Genomic DNA, 22,443 nt, shown 5'->3' on the forward strand with positions numbered 1-22,443 from the left:
CTTTTAGCGGTAAACGTCGGTCCAGAGCTCGGACACATCCGGCTCGGGATCATGCTGGGCAAAGTCGGCGGAGGCATTCACGATGTCGCGGACCTCGGCGTCAATCGCCTTGAGATCCTGCTCGCTCACTTTGGCGGCCAGGAGGCGGTTGCGCACCTGCTCGATCGGATCCTGGTCGTGGCGAACCTTCTCGACCTCCTCGCGCGTGCGGTATTTTGCAGGGTCCGACATCGAGTGGCCGCGGTAGCGGTAGGTCTGCATCTCCAGGATGACCGGGCCCTTACCGGCGCGGCACCAGGCGACTGCCTCATCGGCCGCAGCCTTCACCGCACGGACGTCCATGCCGTCGACCTGGTGACCGGGGATGTTGAAGGACAGGCCGCGCTTGGAGAAATCCTGCTGCGCCGAGGCGCGCGACACCGCTGTGCCCATGGCGTAGCGGTTGTTCTCGATGACGAAGATCACTGGCAGCTTCCAGAGCTCCGCCATGTTGAAGCTCTCATAGACTTGGCCCTGGTTCGCCGCTCCATCGCCGAAATAGGTGACGGCGACGTTGTCGTTGCCGCGATAATGGTTGGCGAAAGCAAGGCCCGCACCGAGCGAGACCTGGGCGCCAACGATGCCGTGGCCGCCGTAAAACTTCTTCTCCACGCTAAACATGTGCATGGAGCCGCCCTTGCCCTTGGAATAGCCGCCGCGGCGCCCGGTGAGCTCGGCCATGACGCCGTTAGCCTCCATGCCGGTGGCGAGCATATGACCGTGGTCGCGATAGCCGGTGATGACCTGGTCGCCGTCCTTCAGCGCCATCTGCATGCCGACCACCACGGCCTCCTGGCCGATATAGAGGTGGCAGAAGCCGCCGATCGCACCCATGCCGTAGAGCTGGCCGGCCTTCTCCTCGAATCGCCGGATCAGGAGCATGTCGCGGAGCGCCTTGAGCTCCTGCTCTCTGGTGAATTCCGGGGGCGAGCCGCCGTTGGTCTTGTCCTGGGGAGCGCTAGCGGCGGCTTTCTTGGGTGCGGCCATAGGAATTCCGGGTCAGAGAAAACTAAGCCCTCTCTAACCTAACTCAATCGCGCGCGAAAGCACTGTGGCTGCATGGCGCGCTTTTCGTTATGCCGCAGTGCAACGTGGCCGAAATATTGCAAAACCTTTGGCGCCGATCAGGCAACATTAGCTCTCCGCCAAGCCGGCCTCACCAGCCGAGTTCTCGAAGATAGGCGGCGCGGGCGCCAACTCCGGTATGCGTGAAGTCGGTAAAGACCCCATCGACGCCGAGACGGAAGAATTTGAGATATTCAAGGCTTGGATCGCCGTGATAGTCGCCAGCCAGGTACTTCTTCTCGTTTCGGAAAGTGAAGACGTGCACGAACAGGCCGATCTTGTGCGCGTCGGCAACGAGGCTGGTCGCTTCCTGCGTCGAAGCGTCCGGCGTCGATCCCTTGTAGGGAGAGCCATCGGCGTTGCTGTCCTTCCACGGCGAAATCTTGAGCGGAACGATATAGGGCTTCCACGGACCAATGCCGTCGGCATAGGTCTTGATCTCCGCAAGGCCCTCGGAGGTTAGCATCGCATCGTACAAGCGCGCGTCACCCGAAAGCGTCCAGTCGAACGGACGCGAATTGGTGATGTTGTCATTGAGGACCTTGCCGTTCCTGAAGTCGACACCGTTGCCATCGATGAGCTGGACCTGCCGCGTCTCAAGGCCATGGCTGCGCATGTATTTCAGGCTGCCAGGCTCGAAGCTCTGAACAAGGATCGGGGCATCCCTCGCGTTGAGGCCGTTGTCCTTGATGATCTTGATCAGGGCATCCTCGAGCGGGTGGCTGCCGGGCGCGCCACAGCCATTGGCGATCGCCTGGGCATTGTTCCAGGTCGGATTCTTGGTCTCCGGATAGACCGCGATGGGACGCCCCGTCTCCTTGCTCTTGGCCTTGGCAATGTCGATGATGTCCTGGAAACTGATGATCGGGAACTTGCCGTTGAAGACCTTCGGCCTTTCGTTGGCCGCATCATAGGTGGTGCCGGCGATCCAGTTCTTCAGCTCGGCCATGGTGAAGTCGGTGATCGACCAATCGTTGGTATGGTCTTCGCCGTCCACGATCAGCGATTTCAGCACCGATTTGGGGTCGGCCGGATCGGTGAGATCAGTGAGGTATTCACCAGGCCCGCTGGCGGGAGATTGGGCCCATTTCACTTTGACGAGGACACCGGGTACCGTGCGCTTGCGGGCGGCAACCGCCGGATTGGTCTTCGCCACCTCGGCAACGTTGGTATTGTCGTTCAGCCAAGGGTTGTGACGTGCGACCAGGACACAATCCTTGGTCAGGTGCAGGTCCTCTTCGAGCGCGTCGGTTCCGAGGGCTGCGGCGAGATCATACGATGCCTCGGTCTCTTCAGGCACCAGCCCCGGCAGGCCGCGATGCCCGAGGATCAGTGGCGGCTTTCCGTCGAGGGTCGAAAAGGGCTTGGCGCCGGCGGGCGCCGGGCTTGTCTGCGCGAAGGCCGTCGATGCCGGGAGCAATGCCAAAGCCGCCACGCCGAACAGCATCGCTCCAACACCCGACTTCCGTTGTGACCGACTGTCCTTCATGGCCAAGCCTCCGTTTCTTGCGTCGCATCGCTTCGAATGCGACAGGGGCCGAGCTGAATAGCTCGGCCCCTCGTCTTGTCCCAATTCTTTGACGGACGGATGACGAAGGCGGCGCCGCCCTCTCCGCCGATCAGAAGAAGCCGAGCTTCTTCGGGCTGTAGCTGACCAGGAGGTTCTTGGTCTGCTGATAGTGATCGAGCATCATCTTGTGGGTCTCGCGGCCGACACCCGACTGCTTGTAGCCGCCGAACGCCGCGTGTGCGGGATAGGCGTGGTAGCAGTTGGTCCAGACCCGGCCGGCCTGGATGGCGCGGCCGAAGCGGTAGCAGCGATTGGCATCGCGGCTCCAGACACCGGCCCCTAAACCGTAGAGCGTGTCGTTGGCGATCGCGAGCGCCTCGTCGTCGGTCTTGAAGGTCGTCACCGACACGACCGGCCCAAAGATCTCCTCCTGGAAGATCCGCATCTTGTTGTGGCCCTGGAACACGGTCGGCTGGACGTAATAGCCGCCCGAGAGATCGCCGCCGAGGCTCGCGCGACCACCGCCGGCGAGGACCTTCGCCCCTTCCTTCTTGCCGATGTCGATATAGGAAAGAATTTTCTCCAGCTGCTCGCCCGAGGCCTGGGCGCCGATCATGGTGTCGGCAGCACGCGGATCGCCCTGCTTGATGGCCGCGACGCGCTTCAGCGCTCGTTCCATGAAGCGGTCATAGATGTCCGCATGGACCAGCGCACGGCTCGGACAGGTGCAGACTTCGCCCTGGTTGAGCGCGAACATCACGAAGCCCTCGATCGCCTTGTCGAAGAAGTCGTCGTCTTCGGCGGTGACGTCCTTGAAGAAGATGTTGGGCGATTTGCCGCCGAGCTCGAGCGTGACGGGAATGAGGTTCTGGGCGGCATATTGCATAATCAGCCGGCCTGTCGTGGTCTCGCCGGTGAAGGCGATCTTAGCGATGCGCGGGCTGGACGCGAGCGGCTTGCCGGCCTCGAGGCCAAAGCCGTTGACGATGTTGAGCACGCCGGGCGGCAAGAGGTCGCCGACAATCTCGGCCCAGACCATGATCGAGGCCGGCGTCTGCTCAGCGGGCTTGAGTACCACGCAATTGCCGGCGGCGAGCGCAGGCGCGAGCTTCCAGCACGCCATCAGCAGCGGGAAGTTCCAGGGGATGATCTGGCCGACCACGCCGAGCGGCTCATGGAAATGATAGGCGATCGTGTCGTGATCGATCTCGCCGATCGAGCCCTCCTGTGCGCGCACGACGCCGGCGAAATAGCGGAAGTGATCGATCGCGAGCGGCAAGTCGGCGGCGCGGGTCTCGCGGATCGGCTTGCCGTTGTCCCAGGTCTCGGCGATCGCGAGCCGCTCGAGGTTTTCTTCCATGCGGTCGGCGATCCGGTTCAGGATTGCGGCGCGCTCGGCAACGCTGGTGCTGCCCCAAGCGGCCTTGGCGGCATGCGCCGCGTCGAGCGCGGCCTCGACGTCCTGGTGATCAGAGCGCGCGATCTTGCAGACGACCTGACCGTTCACGGGCGAGGCGTTGTCAAAATATTTGCCGGAGATCGGCGCGACGAATTTGCCGCCGATGAAATTGTCATACTTCGCGGCGAACGGCACTTGTGCGACGTTGAGGAATTCAACCTTGTTCATGTTCACTCCCGATGTTGCTGTTTGCGTGATCGTCGTGTGTTCACGACTTGCGCAGACGATGAAGCGGGAGTCGTTTTCTGTCAGCCCGGATGAAAGCGATGACGGAAGCGACCTGTCGCAGTTCTGCGACAGGTGAAGCAGCCCTCACGCATTCAGACATCATCCTGAGAAGCGCGCTCTTGAGCCACATCGTCATTGCGAGCGCAGCGAAGCACTCCAGTGTCTCTCCGCGGAAAGATTCTGGATTGCTTCGCTGCGCTCGCAATGACGATTGAGGAAACGAGCAAACGCTCAGTGCTTCAGCTCGAAGCGCTTGAGCTTTCGGTGGAGCGTGGCGCGGCTGACGCCGAGCGCCTTGGCGGCGGCGGAAACATTGCCGCCCGCGCGCAACAGCGCCCGCTGCAAGACCGCGCGCTGGCCACCGGCGAGGTGGTCGCGCGCGGCATCGCCACCGAGAAGATCGGCTGCGGGCACCGGCTGCAACGGGCGGCCGGGCGCGATCCCGAGTCCGACCCGGGCGGATCTCGTCGCGCCTATCACGAGATCGTCCGCATCGACCGCGACGAGACCGCCGCCATGGCCGTCGGCTGACGGCGTCAGCACGATGCGGGCATGGGCGAAGGCGTTGCGGAACAGATCAGCCTCGATACGCTTTGCCGCCTCGCCCGCGGCGAGCGCGATCAGATTGGCGAAGGCGTCGGTGCGGTCGGCGCGGCAGGAGGAGACGTCGAGCACGCCAGCCAGCATCCCGTCATGATCGTAGATCGGGACAGCGGTGCAGCTCAGAAGCGTGTTGCGGGTGAAGAAATGCTGGTCGCGGTCGATGGTCAGCGGCCGCTGCTCGACGAGGCACGTTCCGATGCCGTTGGTGCCCTCATGCTCCTCGCTCCAGAGCGCGCCGGTCCACAGGCCCCAGGATTGGAACGTGGAGTCGTCGGCCGGCGTGCCGCGACGATCGACCGGGGTGCCCTCGCCGTCGGCAAGCAGCACGCAGCAGCCGGCAGCGCCAACTGCCTGGTAGAGACGGTCCATCGCGCCCTGGGCAGCATTGAGCAGTGGCGCGATCCGCTCGCGCGCATGGTATAGCTCGGCCTCGGTGAGGCGGATCGGCGGCCGTCGGCCGCCGGGATCGAGATGGTGCAATCGGGAGGAACGGCACCACGAGGCCACGAGCGCGGAGCGTGCCGCCTGGCCTGACGCAATGGCGGCCTCCACACGGGCCGCGTGATGCGGGTGCATTTGCCCATTCATCACTGTTTCCTCCCGATGGCAGTCTAGATGCTGCCGGCGTAGCCCGATTGATCTGCGTCAATCCTGAAAATGCCGCGCGCAAGAAGGCATGAACCCGCACCGCCGTTGCCGTCAAGACGGAAGTGCCGCATCCACTTACGACCTTCGACATAGGCGCAAAAAACCGAATAACACCGCACCGTAGCAAAAGTTGGAACGCGCGTTTCACGCGGCGATCGAAAAACAGAATAGAGCGCAAACAGCGCGTCACCTATGCTGGAAGCATCAAGAGACTTTCAGCAGGAGCCGTCGTGACCAGCCCGTTCTCACTCTCAAGACGTTCCCTGCTCGGCGCGCTAGCAGGCGGACTCGTTGCGGGCAGCGCGAAAGCGCAAGGCAAGCCGGCAGAGATCGATCTCAGCGGCGTCACGCTGCGCGTCGCCTATTACAAGGGCGGCTGGCCCGCCCTGCTCCGGGCTGCCGGCGAAGACAAGACGCCCTACAAGATCGACTGGAAGGAGCTCAACAACGGCGTGCTGCATATCGAGGCGCTGAACAGCGATGCGCTCGATCTCGGCTCGGGCAGCGAAATTCCTGCCATGTTCGCCGCACGCAAGAACGCCAGCGTGCGCTTCATCGCAGTCACCCACGAAGACCTCAACACCCAGGTCACCGTCGCGGCCAGGGACGCGCCGATCCATTCGATTGCCGATCTCAAAGGCAAGAAGGTCGGCTACGTCCGCGCCACGACCGCGCACTATTTCCTCGCCAAGCAGCTCGAGGAAGCGGGCCTCTCCTTCAACGACATCGAGGCCATCAACCTGACGCCATCGGACGGCTACTCGGCCTTCTCCTCCGGCAAGCTCGATGCCTGGGCGATCTACGGCTACAACGGCCAGCTCGCGATCTCCAAACAGGGCGCGCGCCTGCTCAAGACCGGCGTCGGCTATCTCTCCGGAAATTTTCCGATCTATGCCAATCCGAAGGCGATCGACGATCCGTTGCGGCATGCGGCGCTCGCCGACTTCCTGCTGCGGATCCAGCGCGCCTATGCCTTCGCCAACAAGAATTTCCAGGTCTATGCGACGGCGCAGGTCGCGGAAACGCATCTGCCGATCGAGGACATCCTCGATCAGTTCGCCCATCGCAGCGCCGATTTCTCACTCGTGGGCGTCACGCCGGATGTACCGGAGACCCACCAGAAAGTGGCCGACACTTTCCTCAAGCTCGGCGTGCTCGACGCGCAGACCGACGTCGCAAAATTCTGGGACACGAGTTTCAGCGACGTCCTCGCCAAGGGCGCGGCGCAGCTGGCGACACTCTAGTTCGAATTGTTCATCCGCACGAGATCGTGCGGATTGACGAACTGGAGCTGGAAGCGCGCGCGCTCGTCCAGCATGTCGGGGTCGATCTTTTCCGAGCGCAGCAGCGACACCCGCTGCTCGCCCTCGGCGCGCTCGCGCTTCAGCCGCGCAAGCTCGCTGGTCAGAGCGATGATCTCCTGGTCGAGCTCCTGGCGGGCGTTGAGGCCGTATTTGCCGGTATAGGCGTTGATGCCGAAATAGCCGACGATCGCGGCCGCCATGGTGTAGAGGGCAAGGCCGGTCAGAATCGATTTCAGGCGCGCACGGGTGACCATGTCCGGCAAGATGGGACAGGTTGGTTAAGGGAACGCTAATTTGGGAGCGCCCTGCCCGACTACCAGACCCTCATGGTGAGGAGGCCGCGTAGCGGCCGTCTCCGGACGATGCTACGCATCGCCGGGAGAACCATGAAGGCCCGGGTCTTCCCCGCGGCCATCCTTCGAGACGGCGCTTCGCGCCTCCTCAGGATGAGGATCTATAACGCGGCCGCAGGCGTCTCACTCAGCCCTGATGCTTGCCGACGTGCGCGGCGAAGGCGTCGATGTACTGCTGGAGCACGGTCTTCAGCGAGTCCTTGGTCAGGTTGCCTGCGGCGTCAAAGGCGTCGCCGACTGCGTTCAGATAGGTCTCGGGCTGCTGCATGATTGCCCCCGCAATGCCCGGCAGGATGTTCTGGAGCGTTTTCGCGGCACTCACTCCACCCTGCGGACCCGGCGAGTTGGAGACGATGCCGACCGGCTTGCCGTTGAACGAGCTCTTGCCATAGGGCCGCGAGGCAACGTCGATGGCGTTCTTCAGGGCGCCCGGGATTGCGCGGTTGTATTCAGGCGTCACGAACAGGACGCCGTTCGACTTCTGGAGCTTTTCGCGGAAAGCCAGCCAGTCGGCGGGCGGGGCGCCCTCGAGGTCCTGGTTGAAGAACGAGATACCCGCCGGCGTGATGACCTCGAGCTTGAGGGACGCCGGCGCGAGCTTTGCGAGCGCGTTGGCGATCTTGAGCGAAAAGCTTTCCTTGCGCAGGCTGCCGGCGATCGTGACGATGTTGTAGGCCATGGTTGTCCTTGAACCTCTAAGCGGGAAACAGGCCGGCGCACTTAATCCACCTCCGCGGGAGGATGCAAGTGCATGAACCGTTTCGATTTGGAAACGCAGCGTTTCGCAAAAGCGACCAGTCGCCCAAAACAATCGGGCCGCCAGGCGGCGGCCCGATCAACTGACTCTAAGAACCGAACCGATCAGATCGTCGGATTCCAGGCCGACGGGATCAGACGATATTTGGCACCATCCTTCTCGACGTGGCCGACCGACGGGAAGGTGAAGTGGAAGCCGACCACCGTCGCCTTCTCTGCTGCCGCCATGTCGTAGAACTTGTGGCGGGTCTCTTGCGCCATCGCGGCATCGGTGTCGAACACGACATGCCAATCCGGATTGCGCAGGAAGAATTCCGGGATGTTGGTGACGTCGGACTGGATCAGGACCTTTGCGTTGCCCGAGGCAACCGCGAACGATGTGTGACCCGGGGTATGGCCGGGCGTCGCGATCGAGGTGATGCCCGGCGCGACCTCCTTGCCCCACTCATACTTGGTCACCTTGGACTCGATGCCGGCAAAGGTCTTCTTCACGTTGGCGAAGTAGTTCTTCATCATGTCGCTGGAAGCTTTGCCGGCGTTCTCCTCGCTCGCCCAGAACTCCCAATCCTTGGCCGGCACCATGATCTCGGCGTTCGGGAACGCGATCGAGCCGTCCGCCGCGCGTATGCCGTTGGTGTGGTCGGGGTGCAGATGCGAGAGCAGGACGATGTCGATGCTCTTGGGATCGACGCCGGCCGCCGCGAGGTTTTGCAGCGTGCGGCCGACCGCGCCCTTGCTCGGCTCGAGATTGGCGACGCCGTTGCCGGTGTCGATCAGCACGAGCTTGGAGCCGGTGTTGATGAGCTGCGGGTTGAACGGCACCGTCACCATGCCCTTCGGCATGTAGGCCGCATCGCCTGCGGCCAGTGCCTCGTCCTTCGGCACGTTGGTGACGAACTTGTCCGGCATCGGGAAGGTTCGCGCCCCGTCGTTGATCGAGGTGCACTCGAAGGAACCGACCTTATAGCGATAGAAGCCCGGCGCCTGCGCGCCGGTTTGCGGCACTGCGGCATCGGCAGACGTCGTGCCCAGGCGCGAAAGGCTGGCCGCACCGAGGGCGGCGGCGCCGGCAAGCAGGTGACGGCGGTTGAGTTCGGTCATGGGAATGTCCCCTTCTGAGCGTTGCGGTTTTTCCCGCTTTCAATTGCGGCGCGAATGTTCTCCCCCGCCGCTCAGAAGGCAAGACCTTCTTTGGTCACGACCGTTCCAGCGTCACGCAAATTTATTTGGGTTGATGAGGAATTTTTCGCCGGTCGCCCGTTTGGCGTACACCGCAATGTTGGCCGGATCGAGCACTTCAGGAAGCGACACGACCTTGGTGTAGTGGCTGGCGAACGTCGTCTTCAATTCGCTCGCGACACGTTGGCGCAAGCGTCCGATTTCCGCGGGACCGATCTTCATCAGGAACGGGGTCAACAGCCAGCCGCCGACGCCCCAGGCCATGCCGAAGCCGGGCGGCAGCTCGATCGGCCGCGTGTCGAGCATGCCATAGACATAGACCTGCTTGTGCACGCTGGAGCCGTAGCGGCTGTACTCCTTGGCGGTCTTGTTGATCGCGACTTCCATGCACCTCAGGATGTTGCCGGCGAGCCTGCCGCCACTGATGGCATCGAAGGCGATGGTGGCGCCGGTCTCGACCAGCGCATTGGTGAGATCGTCAAGGAAGCTCGGCGCGGTGGAATCGACGACGTACTTGGCGCCGATCTTGTGCAGGATGTCGGCCTGCTCCTTGCTGCGCACGATGTTGACCAGCGGGATGCCGTCCTTGATGCAGATCTTGTTCAGCATCTGTCCGAGATTGGAGGCGGCCGCGGTGTGCACCAGCGCCTTGTGGCCTTCGCGCCGCATGGTCTCGGTCATGCCGAGCGCGGTGAGCGGATTGACGAACCAGGACGCGCCCTCCGCCGCGGTCGTGCCCTCAGGCAGCGGCTGGCAGTCCCTCGCCTTCAAGGTCCGGTACTGCGCGTACATCGCGCCGCCGATCATCGAGACCGTCTTGCCCATCAACGCCTTCGCGGCGTCCGACGAGCCGGTCCTGATGACGACGCCGGCGCCTTCGTTGCCGACCGGCAGGGACTGGTCGAGCCGCGCCCCCATCGCCTGCATCGCGGCGTCAGGCACTTTGGCGGTGATGACGGGAGCATCCTTCGTCCCCGACGCCTTCGCCGTGCTCATGTCGGCAGCGCCGACCAGCAAACCGAGATCCGACGGGTTGATCGGCGTCGCCTCGACGCGAACGACGACCTCGTCCTCGGCAGGCTCGGGGGTCGGCACGTCGACCAGCGAGATTTCGAGTTCGCCGCTCTTCTTGATCAGCGAACGCAACTGGAGTCCGTTTCCGCCGTCGCTCATGTCGACCTCCCCTTTTTCTGTTAGGTGCTTACGCCAGCGCCTTCAGCGCCGCCTTGCCGGGATAGACGGCCTGCTTGCCGAGCTGCTGCTCGATGCGCAGCAGCTGGTTGTATTTGGCGGTGCGATCCGAGCGCGCAAGGGAGCCGGTTTTGATCTGGCCGCAATTGGTGGCGACGGCGAGATCGGCGATGGTGGAATCCTCGGTCTCGCCGGAGCGATGCGACATCACGGAGGTGTAGCCGGCCTTGTGCGCCATCTCGACGGCGGCGAGCGTCTCGGTCAGCGTGCCGATCTGGTTGACCTTGATCAGGATCGAGTTGGCGCGGCCCGCCTTGATGCCTTCGGACAGGCGCTTGACGTTGGTGACGAAGAGATCGTCGCCGACGAGCTGGCACTTCTTGCCGATGAGATCGGTGAGCTCCTTCCAGCCGTCCATGTCGTCCTCCGACATGCCGTCCTCGATCGTCACGATCGGATAGCGCGACACGAGGTCGGCGAGATATTTGGCCTGCTCGGAGATCGAGCGGGTCTTGCCCTCGCCTTCATAGACGTATTTGCCGCCCTTGAAGAACTCGGTCGAGGCGCAGTCGAGCCCGAGCACGACGTCGGAGCCTGCCTTGAAGCCAGCCTTGCCGATCGCGTTCATGACGAATTCGAGCGCGGCGTCCGCCGACGGCAGGTTCGGCGCAAAGCCGCCCTCGTCGCCGACATTGGTGTTGTGACCGGCCTTCTTCAATTCGGACTTCAGCGTGTGGAAGACTTCCGCGCCGTAGCGCAGACCTTCGGCGAAGCTGGTGGCGCCGACCGGCAGGATCATGAACTCCTGGAAGTCGATCGGATTGTCGGCGTGCACGCCGCCATTGATGATGTTCATCATCGGCACCGGCAGGACCCGCGCCGAAGTGCCGCCGACGTAACGATAGAGCGGCATGTCGAGCGATTGCGCGGCCGCCTTGGCGCAGGCGAGCGAAACGCCGAGGATGGCGTTGGCGCCGAGACGGCTCTTGTTCGGCGTGCCGTCGAGATCGATCATGACCTGGTCGATCTGGACCTGGTGCTCGACGTCCATGCCGCTGAGCGCCTCATAGATCTCGCCGTTGACGGCGCCGACGGCCTTCGAGACGCCCTTGCCGAGATAGCGAGCCTTGTCGCCATCGCGCAGTTCCACCGCCTCATGGGCGCCTGTCGAGGCGCCCGAGGGCACTGCGGCGCGGCCGAGCGAGCCGTCTTCCAGCACGACGTCGACCTCGACGGTGGGATTGCCACGGCTATCGAGAATTTCGCGGCCGATGATGTCGACAATGGCGGTCATGATGCGCTTCCATTCGTTAGAACTGGACGTTTCGCCGCGCGTCTTACACGGAGCGCAAGCAAATGTGAACGCTTGGGCTGCGGGGTACGACTGACGGCTGCGGAGCCTCGGACTAAGCTCGACGCCACCTGATCTGCGCGTCCAACCTCAATCTGAGACAGTCGGGGTAACGCCATGAATCGTCGCCAGTTTCTTGCTTCCAGCGCCGCCCTCCTTGCCGCCCGCCCAAGTTTTGCGCAGGAGGGCCCGTTCCGGGCGAAATATTTTCCGATCAGCCCCGGTATCGGCCTGCACGACCTCACACCCGCCCCCGACGGCACGATGTGGTTCACGGCGCAAGGCAAGGGCATGCTGGGCAAGCTCGATCCGAAGGACGGCTCGTTCAAGACCGTCAGCCTCGGCCAGGGCGCTGCCCCGCACGGCGTGACGATCGGCCCCGATGGCGCGCCCTGGATCACCGAGGGCGGCCAGAACGCGATCGCGCGGGTCGATCCCGGCGATCTCAAGGTCACGCTGTTCCGCCTGCCCGAAAAGTTCGCCCAGGCCAATCTCAACACCGGCGTGTTCGACAAGGATGGTACCTACTGGTTCACCGGGCAGTCCGGCTATTACGGCCGGCTCGTGCCGAAATCCGGCGAGATGACGGTGTTCAAGGCGCCGAAGGGCATCGGGCCCTATGGCATCACTGTGACGCCCAAAGGCGACATCTGGTACGCCTCGCTCGCCGGCAGCTACATCGCCAGGATCGATCTTGCGACCGGTAGCGCCAGTGTCGTGCAGCCGCCGACACCGAATGCCGGTTCGCGGCGCGTCTGGTCGGATTCAAAGAGCCGGATCTGGGTCAGCGAGTGGAACAGCGGGCACGTGTCGGTGCACGATCCCGCCGACGGCTCGTGGAAAACCTGGAAGCTGCCGGGCGAGCATCCCCGCGCCTACGCGGTTTTCGTCGACGACAAGGACAAGGTCTGGCTCACCGATTTTTCCGCCAACGCCATCGTGCGCTTTGATCCAGTGACCGAGAAGTTCAACGTCTTCGCCAGCGACAAATCGAACGCCAATGTCCGTCAGCTCGACGGAAGGCCGGGCGAGCTGTGGGGCTGCGAGTCCGGCAACGACCGGATCGTCATGATCCAGACCGTCGCCACTGGTTGACGGCGACGACAATTGCGTCCATCTCGGCATCCACTAGAGCGCGATCCGATCGCGCTCTAGCTTTTTGATTGAGCATGATCCCTTCGGAAAACCGGTGTCCACTTTTCCGGATCATGCTGCAAAAGGATGCAAATGATGGCGAAAAAACCCCTCCAGCTCGGCCGTGCGGTCGAATGGCCGCACACACCAGAAGAAGCCCAGCTCGACCGTGTGCCCAACCCGCAGAAGGGCACAGACTATCTGGTGCGCTTCACCGTGCCGGAATTCACATCGATCTGCCCGGTCACGGGACAGCCGGATTTCGCCCATCTCATGATCGACTACGCACCGGGCCAGTGGCTGCTGGAGTCGAAATCGCTAAAGCTCTACGTCGCGAGCTTCCGCAATCACGGCGCCTTCCACGAGGACTGCACCGTGATGATCGGCAAGCGCATCGCATCCGAGATCAAGCCGAAATGGATAAGGATCGGTGGCTACTGGTATCCGCGCGGCGGCATCCCGATCGACGTGTTCTGGCAGACCGGCCGCGTGCCGAAGGGATTGTGGGTGCCGGAGCAGGGTGTGGCGCCCTATCGCGGGCGGGGCTAAAGGTGGCCCTATTCCTCCGCAATCCAAATGCCTTGTTCGCTCAAAGCCGTCAGTAGAGCTTCAACGTCTTCCGGTTCCATCTTGGATGGGATCAATTCGTTCAGTTGATCAAAGGTAATGTGACCCGTCTTCTCCGCCAGGATGGCGGCTTTCCGTACCACTTCGGACCAGTCCAATCAGACCTCCTCGGAATACTCCCCTACTATATGGGAAGATTAGATGTCCGCGTCGGTCTCAGCGCGCATCCGCCGGAGCGCGCTGCTTGAGGAGCTTCGCGCAGACCAGCCCCAGCACCACCATGATCCCGGCGCTTGCGAACAGGGTCGGCCCCTTGCCCCCATGCGCGAGGCCAAAGCCATAGGCGATCGGGCCGACGGTCTGGCCCATGAAGAAGAAGAACGAGTGCAGCGACAGCGCGGTGGCGCGTGCCTCGACCGATAGCTCGCTGGCAAACACCTGTAGGCAGCCATGGGCCATGTAGAAGCCCCAGCCCATCACGACGAGGTTGAGCGTCTGGACTTCCCAGCGCGGACCGAACGCGACGGCGACGAGTTGCGAGGCCACTAGCACGGTGCCCGCGATCATCATGCCCTTGACGCCAAGTCGTGGCAGAAGGCGCGACACCGTCATGGTGTAAAACAGCCCGCCGACCGCAAAGCCCGCGATGACGATGCCGGCAATTGAGAGCGAGGTCTCGCCGAGGTCGAACAGGAACGAGGCGACGTAAGGGAAGAGGCCGAGCACGCAGCAGCCTTCGACGAACACGGCCGAGTAGCACACCGGTGCGTTCGGATTGGTGAAGATGGTGCGATAGCCCGTCTTCAGCGCCGAGAGGCTCGTCCTCGGCGGGTGCTTGATCCTGGCGCCACTGAATCCGGCCGCAACCGCGACCGAAGCGATGATCACCAGCACACCGAGTACGGCTAGCACGCCGCGCCAACCGAGGAAGTCGCCGATCAGGCCGGACGCAGATGCACCGAGGAGATTGCCGGTCATGGCGCCGGCGAGCGTGCGGCCGATCGCGATCTGCCGCTTCTCTGGACCGACGAGATCGCTGGTCAGGCTGAGCGCAATCGGAAACACGCCGCCGGAGCCGATACCGGCCAGGATACGGGTGGCAAACAGCAGCGAGAACGAGGTCGAGAGCGCACCGAGGATGCTGGCGACGCCGAGCACCGCGAGGCAGCCGATCATCAGCCGCGTCTTGCCGAAGAGATCGGCGGCGGCGCCGATCAGCGGCTGGATGATCGCGAAAGTGAAGGCGAAGACCGCGGCAAAGCCCGCGGCGGTCGCGATGCTGACCTGAAAATCCTCGGCGATGTGCGGCAGCAGCGGATCGAGCGCCCGGGCCGAGAGCGCCGCCGCAAAGCTCGCACCTGAGATGACGTAGAGCGCTGGCGGCAAGCCGTGATCGTGCGGCCGCGCCTCCCCTTGCGGCATCAGCGCGCGCCGGCCTGCGACGGATTTTTCGCCACCGCGTCGAACGCCATCAGCGTCCGGATGAGGCCTTCGAACTCGCGCAAAGGCACCATGTTCGGTCCGTCGGACGGCGCATGGTCGGGATCGGGATGCGTCTCGATGAAGACACCGGCGACGCCGACCGCGACTGCCGCACGCGCCAGTACCGGCACGAATTCGCGCTCGCCGCCGGAAGAAGCACCTTTCCCGCCCGGCTGCTGCACGGAATGCGTGGCATCAAAGATCACAGGCGCGCCGGTGGTACGCGCCAGGATCGGCAGCGCTCGCATGTCTGATACGAGCGTATTGTAGCCGAAGGAGGCGCCGCGCTCGGTGACGAGCACGTTGGAATTATTGGCGCTCGTGATCTTGGTCACGACATTCGCCATGTCCCAGGGCGCCAGAAACTGCCCCTTCTTGACGTTGACGACCTTGCCGGTTGCTGCGGCAGCCAGCAGGAGATCAGTCTGCCGGCACAGGAAGGCCGGGATCTGCAGGACGTCGACGGCCTGCGCGACCTCGGCGCATTGCGCCGCATCGTGCACGTCGGTGAGCACTGGCAAGCCCAGCGACGAGCGGATCTCGGCGAAGATCGGCAGCGATTGCGCCAAGCCCAGTCCCCGCGCGGCCGACGCGCTGGTGCGGTTGGCCTTGTCGAAGGACGTCTTGTAGACGAGGCCGACTTTCAGACGGGTGGCGATCTCCTTCAAAGCGGAGGCCACCTCCAGTGCATGCGCCCTGCTCTCGAGCTGGCACGGGCCGGCAATGACCGCGATCGGCAGGTCATTGCCGAACCTGACCGTCCCCAGCTCAACCACCGCTGCTGCCGACTTGCCTGCGCTCAAGGCCAAGATCCCTCGTTTCGGCGCGACCATAGCGGCGATGAGGGGCGGATCAACCCTATTCGGCCCTACCCCTCGAATATCAGGGTTGCGAAGGCGCCCCGGCGAGGCCGGCCGTCACTTCACCGCGGAGAATGCCGTCGGCGCCAGAATCTGGCTGACGATGTTGGCGACGATCTGGCCATCCGCCTCCGTCTTGGCGCGCGCCTCGAGCCACTCCGGATCGGTCATGAAGGCGGTCCATTTCGTCTCGCGCTCGGCAAGCGAGTGCCAGGCTAGAAAATAGGTCAGCTCCTGGTTGGATTCGCCGATCAGCGTGGTGAAGAACCCGGCCTGCTTGATGCCGTGCTTCTCCCAGATTTTCAGTGTGATCGTGTCAAAGCGCTTGATCAGTGCCGGCAGCCGACCCGGCACGCAACGATACTGGCGCATTTCGTAGATCATTGGAGCTCACTCCCTGCATTGTTGTTCTTGCGGCAGGGAGTTGTCGCAACAATTTGCGCGCGCGTCAAAGGCCAGAGGTGCTTACACCAGCCGGCTCTGCACCACCGCCGCCTGAATGAAGGATGCGAACAGCGGATGCGGCTCGAAGGGGCGCGACTTCAGCTCGGGGTGGAACTGCACGCCGATGAACCACGGATGATCCTCGTACTCGACGATCTCCGGCAGCACGCCGTCGGGCGAGAGGCCTGAGAACTTCAGGCCGTGCTGCTCGAGGCGGTCCTTGTAGGCGGTGTTGACCTCGTAGCGGTGGCGATGGCGCTCGGAAATCTCGGTCGCGCCGCCATACACTTGCGAGACGCGGCTGCCGCGCTTGAGCGCCGCGGGGTACGCCCCTAATCGCATCGTGCCGCCGAGGTCGCCGGCCTGCGAGCGCTTCTCGAGCTCATTGCCGCGCAGCCATTCAGTCATCAGACCGACGAGCGGCTCTTTGGTCGGGCCGAACTCGGTGGAGTTGGCATCCTCGATGCCGACGAGGTTTCGCGCGGCTTCGATCACCGCCATCTGCATGCCGAAGCAGATGCCGAAATACGGCACGTCGCGCTCGCGCGCGAACTGCGCCGCCTTGATCTTGCCCTCGGCGCCGCGCTGGCCGAAGCCACCGGGCACCAGGATGCCGTTGACGTGCTCGAGGAACGGCGCGGGATCTTCCTTCTCGAAGATCTCGCTCTCGATCCAGTCGAGATTGACCTTCACCTTGTTGGCGATGCCGCCATGCGAGAGCGCCTCGATCAGCGACTTATACGCATCCTTCATGCCGGTGTACTTCCCGACGATGGCGATGGTGACATTGCCCTCGGGATTGCGGACGCGCTCGTTGATCTGCTGCCAGCTCCGCAGCTCTGGCGGAATCCGCGAGCCGATGCCGAAGGCGGCGAGCACCTCGTCGTCGAGGCCCGCGGCATGATAAGCCTCGGGCACGGCGTAGATGTTGTCGACGTCGCGCGCTTCGATCACGGCGCTTTCGCGCACGTTGCAGAACAGGCCGAGCTTGCGCCGCTCTTCCTTCGGAATCTCGCGGTCGGTGCGGCACAGCAGGATGTCGGGCTGGATGCCGATCGAGCGCAGCTCCTTAACCGAATGCTGCGTCGGCTTTGTCTTGAGCTCGCCCGCGCTCGGGATGTAGGGCAGCAGCGTGAGGTGGATATACACCGCATGGTCGCGCGGCAGCTCGTTCCCAAGCTGGCGGATCGCCTCGAAGAAGGGCAGGCCTTCGATGTCACCGACGGTGCCGCCGATCTCGACCAGCACGAAGTCGTAATCGTCATTGCCTGACAGCACGAACTCCTTGATGGCGTTCGTGACATGCGGCACGACCTGGATTGTCGCGCCGAGATAATCGCCGCGCCGCTCCTTGGAGATGATGTCCTGATAGATGCGGCCCGTGGTGATGTTGTCGGCCTTGGTCGCCGGCCGCCCCGTGAAGCGCTCATAGTGACCGAGATCGAGATCGGTCTCCGCGCCGTCATCGGTCACGAACACTTCGCCGTGCTGATACGGCGACATCGTTCCGGGATCGAGATTGAGATAGGGGTCGAGCTTGCGGAGGCGGACCTTGTAGCCCCGGGCTTGCAACAGAGCACCCAGTGCTGCTGAAGCCAGACCCTTGCCGAGCGAAGAAACCACGCCGCCGGTGATGAATATGTACCGCGCCATGGGACTTAACCTTTAATCCCCCGAACTCGATTCGCCAAAGCGATTCGCGTCCCGCCCCAAACAATTTGCGGGCCTGTGGGTGAGCCAAAACTGAGTGTGTTGCCAGAACCTTGATGGGGATTCTTGATGCAGGACGCTAGGCACCGTCCTGCATGGCCCCTCTGCTTTATTGCGAACGTGGCGCCTGCGGACCGCTGGGCGCCTGATTCTGCTGCTGCTCGTCCGCCTTCTTCAGCGTATCCAGGACACCGCCCGAGGTCGGCGGCGCCACCGGAGCCGCGCCACCGGCGGGCTGAGACTGCGACGCCGGCTGGCCAATGATCGAAGACGGCTTACGGTCATACCCCGCATACCAGGACAGGAAGAGGCTGGTCAGGAAGAAACCGGCCGCCAGGATCGCGGTCGTGCGCGACAAGAGATTTGCGGTGCCGCGGCTCGACATGAAGCCTGCGCCTCCACCCATGCCGAGGCCGCCGCCTTCCGACTTCTGCAGCAGCACGGCGCCGATCATCACGGCGACGATCATGAGATGGATAACGATCACAACGGTCTGCATGGTACCCTTCCGTCACAAGCCGACAGCGCCGGTGCCGGCAGCCATCGCGCTTTGCGGGTTTTCCTGAAGTTGCGCGGTGTTACACGATCAGGACTGGCATTGCCACCCCCGATCGGTCCGGACTCCGCTTTGAGCCGCCTGCGCTTTGCCGGTTAGCTAAGGGCAGCCTTTGGCAATCGCAAGGAAATCGGCCGCCTTGAGGCTGGCACCACCAACCAGCGCGCCGTTGACGTTCTTGACCGCCATCAGTTCGGCCGCATTCGACGGCTTGACCGACCCGCCATAGAGGATGCGCATCTTCGCCCCCTCGTCTCTGAAGCGGGAGATCAACAGTTCCCGGATAAAGCCATGAATCTGCTCGACATCCTTGGCTGTGGGGGTCAGGCCCGTGCCGATCGCCCAGACCGGTTCATAGGCCACGACCAGATTGTCGGCCTTTGAGCCGTCCGGCAGCGACAGGCTGAGCTGGCCGCGCAGGATATCCAGGGTCTGGCCGGCATCGCGCTGGCCTTGCGTTTCGCCGACGCAGACGATCGCGATCACCCCTGCCCGCCAGGCGGCCTCGGCCTTCTGCCGCACCAAATCATCGCTCTCGCCGTGGTCGGCGCGGCGCTCGGAATGGCCGACGATTATGGCGGAAGCGCCCGCATCCACCAGCATTTCCGCCGCGATATCCCCGGTATGGGCGCCAGAGGCCTTGGGGTGGCAATCCTGGGCACCGACGGCGACCTTGTTGCCGGCCGCCTTGGCCGCAAAGGCCGCGATCAGCGTCGCCGGCGGACACACCAGGAGATCGGCCTTGGCGGCGACCTCTGCCGCACCGGTGAGCATGGCGTCGAATTCGGCAGCGGAGGCCTTCAGGCCATTCATCTTCCAGTTTCCGGCGATCAGCGGTCGGATGGCGTCTGTCATGTCCAAATTCCAGCGAAATGAGGTTCGGGATGCGCTAGCAGACCGGGCGCCTCAGTTCCAGAGACCCGGTCCTGTTAACACAGCTTAAGGGAGCGGCAGGTTGCGGGGGGAAAGCCGCCACTTTATGATGCCATATCAATTCGGTGATGCGCTTTTGCGGAATCTGCTTTAAGGCGCGCCCGGTTCCCTCCTGCCAAACAAGTTGGACGCAATGCTTCGAGGAATGCGCAAGGCCTCATCAAACTGGCTCGGCAAAACGATTATGGCCGTCGTGATGGGCGTATTGATCATCAGTTTCGGCATTTGGGGCATCGCCGACATCTTCCGCGGCTTCGGGCAGTCCACGGTGGCCAAAGTCGGCCACACCGAGATTTCGCTGAACGAATTCCGCCAGATCTATACCGACCGCATGCAGCAGATCGGCCGCCAGTTCGGCCGCCCGCTGACGCCTGAGCAGGCGCGCGCCTTCGGCCTTGACCGCCAGGTGCTCCAGCAGGCGATCGCGGAAGCCGCCCTCGATGAAGAGGCCCGCCGGCTCGGGCTCGGCGTGTCGGACGACGAGATCCGCCGCATGATCATGAACGACCCGAACTTCAAGGGCGCCGCGGGCAATTTCGATGCGCAGCGCTTCCAGGCCATGATCCGCAATTTCGGCTACACCGAGCAGCGCTACACCGCTGAGCAGCGCAAGGTGTCGGTGCGCCGGCAGATCACCGGCACGATCGGCGCGGGCCTCGAGCCTTCCAAGACCATGATCGACGCGCTGAGCCGCTATCAGAATGAGCAGCGCTCGATCGAATTCGTCAAGCTCGACGCGGCTCAGGCCGGCACGATCGATCCGCCCTCGCCCGAGGCGCTCGCCGCCTATTTCGAGGACCACAAGGTCCAGTTTCGCGCGCCCGAATACCGCAAGATCTCCTTCGTCGTGATCTCGCCCGAGGAGATCGGCAAATGGACTGACGTCTCCGACGACGACGCCAAGAAGGTGTTCGAGCAGCGCAAGGACCGGCTCGGCACGCCGGAGAAGCGCCAGGTGCACCAGCTCGTGTTCCCGACGGTCGAGGAGGCGCAAGCTGCGCGCACCCGGCTCGCAAGCGGCACGTCGTTCGAGGACATCGCCAAGGAGCGCGGGCTCAGCGCGGCGGATGGCGATCTCGGCCTCGTGACGAAATCCGCGATCCTCGATCCGGCCGTGGCGGACGCCGCCTTCGCGCTGCCCGCAGGCGAGATCAGCCAGCCCGTCCAGGGTCGCTTTGGCGTGGCGCTGGTCAAGGTCGACAAGATCGAGCCGGGCGCGGAGGCCAACTACGCCAACCTCGCCGGCGACATCAAACGGGAGATCGCGGCTGAGCGCGCGCGCGCCAAGGTTGCCGAATTGCGCGACAAGATGGAAGACGAGCGCGGCGGCGGCTCCAGCGTCATCGACGCCGCGCAAAAGCTCGGCCTTGCTGCCGTGACCATCGAGGCCGTCGACCGCTCCGGCCGCACGCCCAGCGGCCAGCCGGTTGCCAACATCCCGCAAGGGCTCGACGTGGTATCGCAAGCCTTCAACAGCGACGTCGGCGTCGACAACGATCCGATCTCCTTCCGCGGCGGCTATGTCTGGTACGACGTGCTCGGCATCACGCCGTCGCGCGAACGCAGCCTCGACGAGGTCCGCGACCAGGTCGAGGCGCGCTGGCGTCAGGACCAGATCACGACCAAGCTGCGGACCAAGGCCACCGAGATCGTGCAGAAGCTCGAACAGGGCGGCAAGCTCGCGGACGAAGCCGCCGCCATCAACGCCAAGGTCGAGACCGCCGCCGGCTTCAAGCGCGAGGACACGCCCGCCGGCGTGCCATCGAGCCTGGTCACGGCTGCATTCCGCACCGCCAAGGATGGCGTCGGCCAGACCCCGGGTGCGGCCGGCGAGGTCATCATCTTCCGTGTGACCGACATCGTCGATCCGCCGGTCGATCTCGCTTCCGAAGGAATCGCCAAGCTGAAGGAGAGCCTCGACCGCGCGCTCACCGAGGAGCAGGTCGCGTCCTACGTCAACAAGCTTGAAACCGACATCGGAACCACCATTAATCAGGCCGCCTTCGCGCAGGTGACGGGCGCGAACCAGTAAGCAGTTGAAAGCACGCGATGGACGACCTGAAATCGATTATTGGAAAAGTGGCGACCGGCGCCAGCCTGTCGCGTGACGAAGCGGCCTCCGCCTTCGATGCCATGATGTCCGGCGAGGCCACGCCCTCGCAGATGGGCGGGCTTCTGATGGCGCTGCGCGTACGCGGCGAAACCGTGGACGAGATCACCGGCGCGGTCTCGGCGATGCGCTCCAAGATGCTGCGCGTCAGCGCGCCGGCGGATGCCGTCGACATCGTCGGCACCGGCGGCGACGGCTCGGGCTCGGTCAACGTCTCGACCTGCGCCTCCTTCATCGTCTCGGGCGCCGGCGTGCCCGTCGCAAAGCACGGCAACCGCGCGCTGTCGTCGCGCTCGGGCGCAGCCGACGTGCTGGCCTCGCTCGGCGTGAAGATCGATCTCAAGCCCGAGGACGTCGGCCGCTGCGTGCGCGAATGCGGCATCGGCTTCATGTTCGCACCCGCGCATCATCCCGCGATGAAGAACGTCGGCCCGACCCGCGTCGAGCTCGCCACCCGCACCATCTTCAACCTGCTGGGACCGCTGTCCAATCCGGCCGGCGTGAAGCGGCAGATGGTCGGCGTGTTCTCCCGGCAATGGGTGCAGCCGCTGGCGCAGGTGCTGAAGAATCTCGGCTCCGACTCGGTCTGGGTGGTGCACGGCTCCGACGGGCTCGACGAGATCACCCTCACCGGCCCAACCTTCGTCAGCTCGCTGCACAATGGCGAGATCAAGAGCTTTGAGATCACCCCCGAGGACGCAGGCCTTCCTCGCTGCGAAGCGATCGGCTTGAAGGGCGGCGATGCCGACGCCAACGCGATCGCGCTGCAAAGCGTGCTCGACGGCAAGCCGAGCCCCTATCGCGATGTTGCGCTGGTCAACGCGGCCGCCGCGCTGGTGGTGGCCGGCCGCGCCAAGGACATCAAGGAAGGTGTGGCGCTCGGCACCAAGTCGATCGACAGCGGTGCGGCGTCGGCGCGGCTAAAGCACCTGATCGCGGTCTCCAATAGCTGAGCCCTCGC

The 22,443-nt window shown here is 63.9% G+C and carries 21 protein-coding genes; 5 read left to right on the forward strand and 16 right to left on the reverse strand.

What is annotated here, in order from left to right:
* Positions 1-3: 3 nt before the first annotated feature.
* The 4 genes from pdhA to NLN62_RS42205 form a co-directional block, all read right to left on the reverse strand.
* The gene (pdhA, locus tag NLN62_RS42190) at positions 4-1,026 is read right to left on the reverse strand and encodes a pyruvate dehydrogenase (acetyl-transferring) E1 component subunit alpha (RefSeq protein ID WP_027522654.1); all 1,023 of its coding nucleotides are present in this window, start codon (positions 1,024-1,026) and stop codon (positions 4-6) included.
* A 169-nt stretch (positions 1,027-1,195) separates the two neighbouring features.
* Positions 1,196-2,593, reverse strand: coding sequence for a glycerophosphodiester phosphodiesterase family protein (locus NLN62_RS42195; protein WP_027522653.1), 1,398 nt, complete (start codon positions 2,591-2,593; stop codon positions 1,196-1,198).
* A gap of 130 nt (positions 2,594-2,723) precedes the next feature.
* Entirely contained in the window at positions 2,724-4,241 is a 1,518-nt protein-coding gene (adh, locus tag NLN62_RS42200; RefSeq protein ID WP_027522652.1) for an aldehyde dehydrogenase, read from the reverse strand.
* Positions 4,242-4,532: 291 nt separating this feature from the next.
* Positions 4,533-5,492, reverse strand: a complete 960-nt coding sequence (locus NLN62_RS42205; RefSeq protein ID WP_027522651.1) for a GAF domain-containing protein — start codon at positions 5,490-5,492, stop codon at positions 4,533-4,535.
* 290 nt (positions 5,493-5,782) lie between these two features.
* Between NLN62_RS42205 and NLN62_RS42210 the strand changes: the two genes are divergently transcribed.
* Positions 5,783-6,796 (forward strand): ABC transporter substrate-binding protein, encoded by a 1,014-nt coding sequence (locus NLN62_RS42210; RefSeq protein ID WP_254112545.1) that lies wholly within the window; start codon positions 5,783-5,785, stop codon positions 6,794-6,796.
* Here NLN62_RS42210 and NLN62_RS42215 read toward each other — a convergent pair.
* The 5 genes from NLN62_RS42215 to eno all read right to left on the reverse strand — a co-directional run bounded on the left by NLN62_RS42215 (position 6,793) and on the right by eno (position 11,629).
* The gene (locus NLN62_RS42215) at positions 6,793-7,110 is read right to left on the reverse strand and encodes a septum formation initiator family protein (RefSeq protein ID WP_027522649.1); all 318 of its coding nucleotides are present in this window, start codon (positions 7,108-7,110) and stop codon (positions 6,793-6,795) included. The two genes, NLN62_RS42210 and NLN62_RS42215, sit on opposite strands and share 4 nt — an antisense overlap.
* A gap of 226 nt (positions 7,111-7,336) precedes the next feature.
* Positions 7,337-7,888 carry an NADPH-dependent FMN reductase gene (locus NLN62_RS42220; protein WP_254112551.1) on the reverse strand — a complete coding sequence of 184 codons (552 nt, stop codon included), beginning with the start codon at positions 7,886-7,888 and terminating at the stop codon, positions 7,337-7,339.
* Positions 7,889-8,070: 182 nt separating this feature from the next.
* Positions 8,071-9,066 carry an MBL fold metallo-hydrolase gene (locus tag NLN62_RS42225; protein ID WP_027522647.1) on the reverse strand — a complete coding sequence of 332 codons (996 nt, stop codon included), beginning with the start codon at positions 9,064-9,066 and terminating at the stop codon, positions 8,071-8,073.
* Positions 9,067-9,177: 111 nt separating this feature from the next.
* Positions 9,178-10,317, reverse strand: a complete 1,140-nt coding sequence (locus NLN62_RS42230) for a zinc-binding dehydrogenase (protein ID WP_254112553.1) — start codon at positions 10,315-10,317, stop codon at positions 9,178-9,180.
* Positions 10,318-10,345: 28 nt separating this feature from the next.
* Positions 10,346-11,629, reverse strand: coding sequence for a phosphopyruvate hydratase (eno, locus tag NLN62_RS42235; protein WP_027522645.1), 1,284 nt, complete (start codon positions 11,627-11,629; stop codon positions 10,346-10,348).
* Between the two features lie 174 nt (positions 11,630-11,803).
* On the opposite strand from eno, the gene NLN62_RS42240 reads away from it, so the two are divergent.
* Entirely contained in the window at positions 11,804-12,781 is a 978-nt protein-coding gene (locus tag NLN62_RS42240; RefSeq protein ID WP_027522644.1) for a lyase, read from the forward strand.
* A 126-nt stretch (positions 12,782-12,907) separates the two neighbouring features.
* Positions 12,908-13,369 (forward strand): preQ(1) synthase, encoded by a 462-nt coding sequence (gene queF, locus NLN62_RS42245; RefSeq protein ID WP_156944247.1) that lies wholly within the window; start codon positions 12,908-12,910, stop codon positions 13,367-13,369.
* Between the two features lie 8 nt (positions 13,370-13,377).
* Here queF and NLN62_RS42250 read toward each other — a convergent pair whose 3' ends face one another.
* From NLN62_RS42250 to tpiA, 7 genes are all read right to left on the reverse strand, one after another.
* A complete protein-coding gene (locus NLN62_RS42250) occupies positions 13,378-13,545 on the reverse strand; it encodes an RNA polymerase sigma factor region1.1 domain-containing protein (protein ID WP_035662099.1) in 168 nt (55 codons plus the stop codon).
* Between the two features lie 58 nt (positions 13,546-13,603).
* Positions 13,604-14,809, reverse strand: a complete 1,206-nt coding sequence (locus NLN62_RS42255; RefSeq protein ID WP_027522642.1) for an MFS transporter — start codon at positions 14,807-14,809, stop codon at positions 13,604-13,606.
* Entirely contained in the window at positions 14,809-15,672 is an 864-nt protein-coding gene (gene kdsA, locus NLN62_RS42260) for a 3-deoxy-8-phosphooctulonate synthase (protein WP_254112554.1), read from the reverse strand. The genes NLN62_RS42255 and kdsA overlap by 1 nt, the downstream gene beginning before the upstream one ends.
* Before the next feature lie 114 nt (positions 15,673-15,786).
* Positions 15,787-16,113: an NIPSNAP family protein gene (locus tag NLN62_RS42265; RefSeq protein WP_254112556.1), complete on the reverse strand. Its 327-nt coding sequence runs from the start codon at positions 16,111-16,113 to the stop codon at positions 15,787-15,789.
* An 81-nt stretch (positions 16,114-16,194) separates the two neighbouring features.
* Positions 16,195-17,826 carry a CTP synthase gene (locus NLN62_RS42270; RefSeq protein WP_027522639.1) on the reverse strand — a complete coding sequence of 544 codons (1,632 nt, stop codon included), beginning with the start codon at positions 17,824-17,826 and terminating at the stop codon, positions 16,195-16,197.
* Between the two features lie 166 nt (positions 17,827-17,992).
* Positions 17,993-18,382: a preprotein translocase subunit SecG gene (gene secG / locus NLN62_RS42275; RefSeq protein WP_027522638.1), complete on the reverse strand. Its 390-nt coding sequence runs from the start codon at positions 18,380-18,382 to the stop codon at positions 17,993-17,995.
* Between the two features lie 156 nt (positions 18,383-18,538).
* Complete coding sequence (gene tpiA / locus NLN62_RS42280) at positions 18,539-19,294, reverse strand: triose-phosphate isomerase (RefSeq protein WP_027522637.1); 756 nt, start codon at positions 19,292-19,294, stop codon at positions 18,539-18,541.
* Positions 19,295-19,505: 211 nt separating this feature from the next.
* On the opposite strand from tpiA, the gene NLN62_RS42285 reads away from it, so the two are divergent.
* Together NLN62_RS42285 and trpD are read left to right on the forward strand one after the other, a co-directional pair.
* Positions 19,506-21,404: a peptidylprolyl isomerase gene (locus NLN62_RS42285; protein ID WP_254112558.1), complete on the forward strand. Its 1,899-nt coding sequence runs from the start codon at positions 19,506-19,508 to the stop codon at positions 21,402-21,404.
* Positions 21,405-21,421: 17 nt separating this feature from the next.
* On the forward strand, positions 21,422-22,435 hold the full coding sequence (gene trpD, locus NLN62_RS42290) for an anthranilate phosphoribosyltransferase (RefSeq protein ID WP_254112560.1): 1,014 nt from the start codon (positions 21,422-21,424) through the stop codon (positions 22,433-22,435).
* Positions 22,436-22,443 lie beyond the last annotated feature (8 nt).

Origin of the sequence: Bradyrhizobium sp. CCGUVB23 (assembly GCF_024199885.1) — a bacterium.
Taxonomy (GTDB): Bacteria; Pseudomonadota; Alphaproteobacteria; order Rhizobiales; family Xanthobacteraceae; genus Bradyrhizobium.

What these genes read in the sequence shown, in the direction of transcription:
- NLN62_RS42225 (WP_027522647.1), bottom strand. Translation starts at nt 9,066, where the DNA reads ATGACCGAACTCAACCGCCGTCACCTGCTTGCCGGCGCCGCCGCCCTC.
- adh (WP_027522652.1), bottom strand. Translation starts at nt 4,241, where the DNA reads ATGAACAAGGTTGAATTCCTCAACGTCGCACAAGTGCCGTTCGCCGCG.
- eno (WP_027522645.1), bottom strand. Translation starts at nt 11,629, where the DNA reads ATGACCGCCATTGTCGACATCATCGGCCGCGAAATTCTCGATAGCCGT.
- trpD (WP_254112560.1), top strand. Translation starts at nt 21,422, where the DNA reads ATGGACGACCTGAAATCGATTATTGGAAAAGTGGCGACCGGCGCCAGC.
- NLN62_RS42265 (WP_254112556.1), bottom strand. Translation starts at nt 16,113, where the DNA reads ATGATCTACGAAATGCGCCAGTATCGTTGCGTGCCGGGTCGGCTGCCG.
- NLN62_RS42195 (WP_027522653.1), bottom strand. Translation starts at nt 2,593, where the DNA reads ATGAAGGACAGTCGGTCACAACGGAAGTCGGGTGTTGGAGCGATGCTG.
- NLN62_RS42230 (WP_254112553.1), bottom strand. Translation starts at nt 10,317, where the DNA reads ATGAGCGACGGCGGAAACGGACTCCAGTTGCGTTCGCTGATCAAGAAG.
- secG (WP_027522638.1), bottom strand. Translation starts at nt 18,382, where the DNA reads ATGCAGACCGTTGTGATCGTTATCCATCTCATGATCGTCGCCGTGATG.
- queF (WP_156944247.1), top strand. Translation starts at nt 12,908, where the DNA reads ATGCAAATGATGGCGAAAAAACCCCTCCAGCTCGGCCGTGCGGTCGAA.
- NLN62_RS42205 (WP_027522651.1), bottom strand. Translation starts at nt 5,492, where the DNA reads ATGAATGGGCAAATGCACCCGCATCACGCGGCCCGTGTGGAGGCCGCC.
- NLN62_RS42285 (WP_254112558.1), top strand. Translation starts at nt 19,506, where the DNA reads ATGCTTCGAGGAATGCGCAAGGCCTCATCAAACTGGCTCGGCAAAACG.
- pdhA (WP_027522654.1), bottom strand. Translation starts at nt 1,026, where the DNA reads ATGGCCGCACCCAAGAAAGCCGCCGCTAGCGCTCCCCAGGACAAGACC.
- tpiA (WP_027522637.1), bottom strand. Translation starts at nt 19,294, where the DNA reads ATGACAGACGCCATCCGACCGCTGATCGCCGGAAACTGGAAGATGAAT.
- NLN62_RS42220 (WP_254112551.1), bottom strand. Translation starts at nt 7,888, where the DNA reads ATGGCCTACAACATCGTCACGATCGCCGGCAGCCTGCGCAAGGAAAGC.
- NLN62_RS42240 (WP_027522644.1), top strand. Translation starts at nt 11,804, where the DNA reads ATGAATCGTCGCCAGTTTCTTGCTTCCAGCGCCGCCCTCCTTGCCGCC.
- NLN62_RS42215 (WP_027522649.1), bottom strand. Translation starts at nt 7,110, where the DNA reads ATGGTCACCCGTGCGCGCCTGAAATCGATTCTGACCGGCCTTGCCCTC.
- NLN62_RS42255 (WP_027522642.1), bottom strand. Translation starts at nt 14,809, where the DNA reads ATGCCGCAAGGGGAGGCGCGGCCGCACGATCACGGCTTGCCGCCAGCG.
- NLN62_RS42270 (WP_027522639.1), bottom strand. Translation starts at nt 17,826, where the DNA reads ATGGCGCGGTACATATTCATCACCGGCGGCGTGGTTTCTTCGCTCGGC.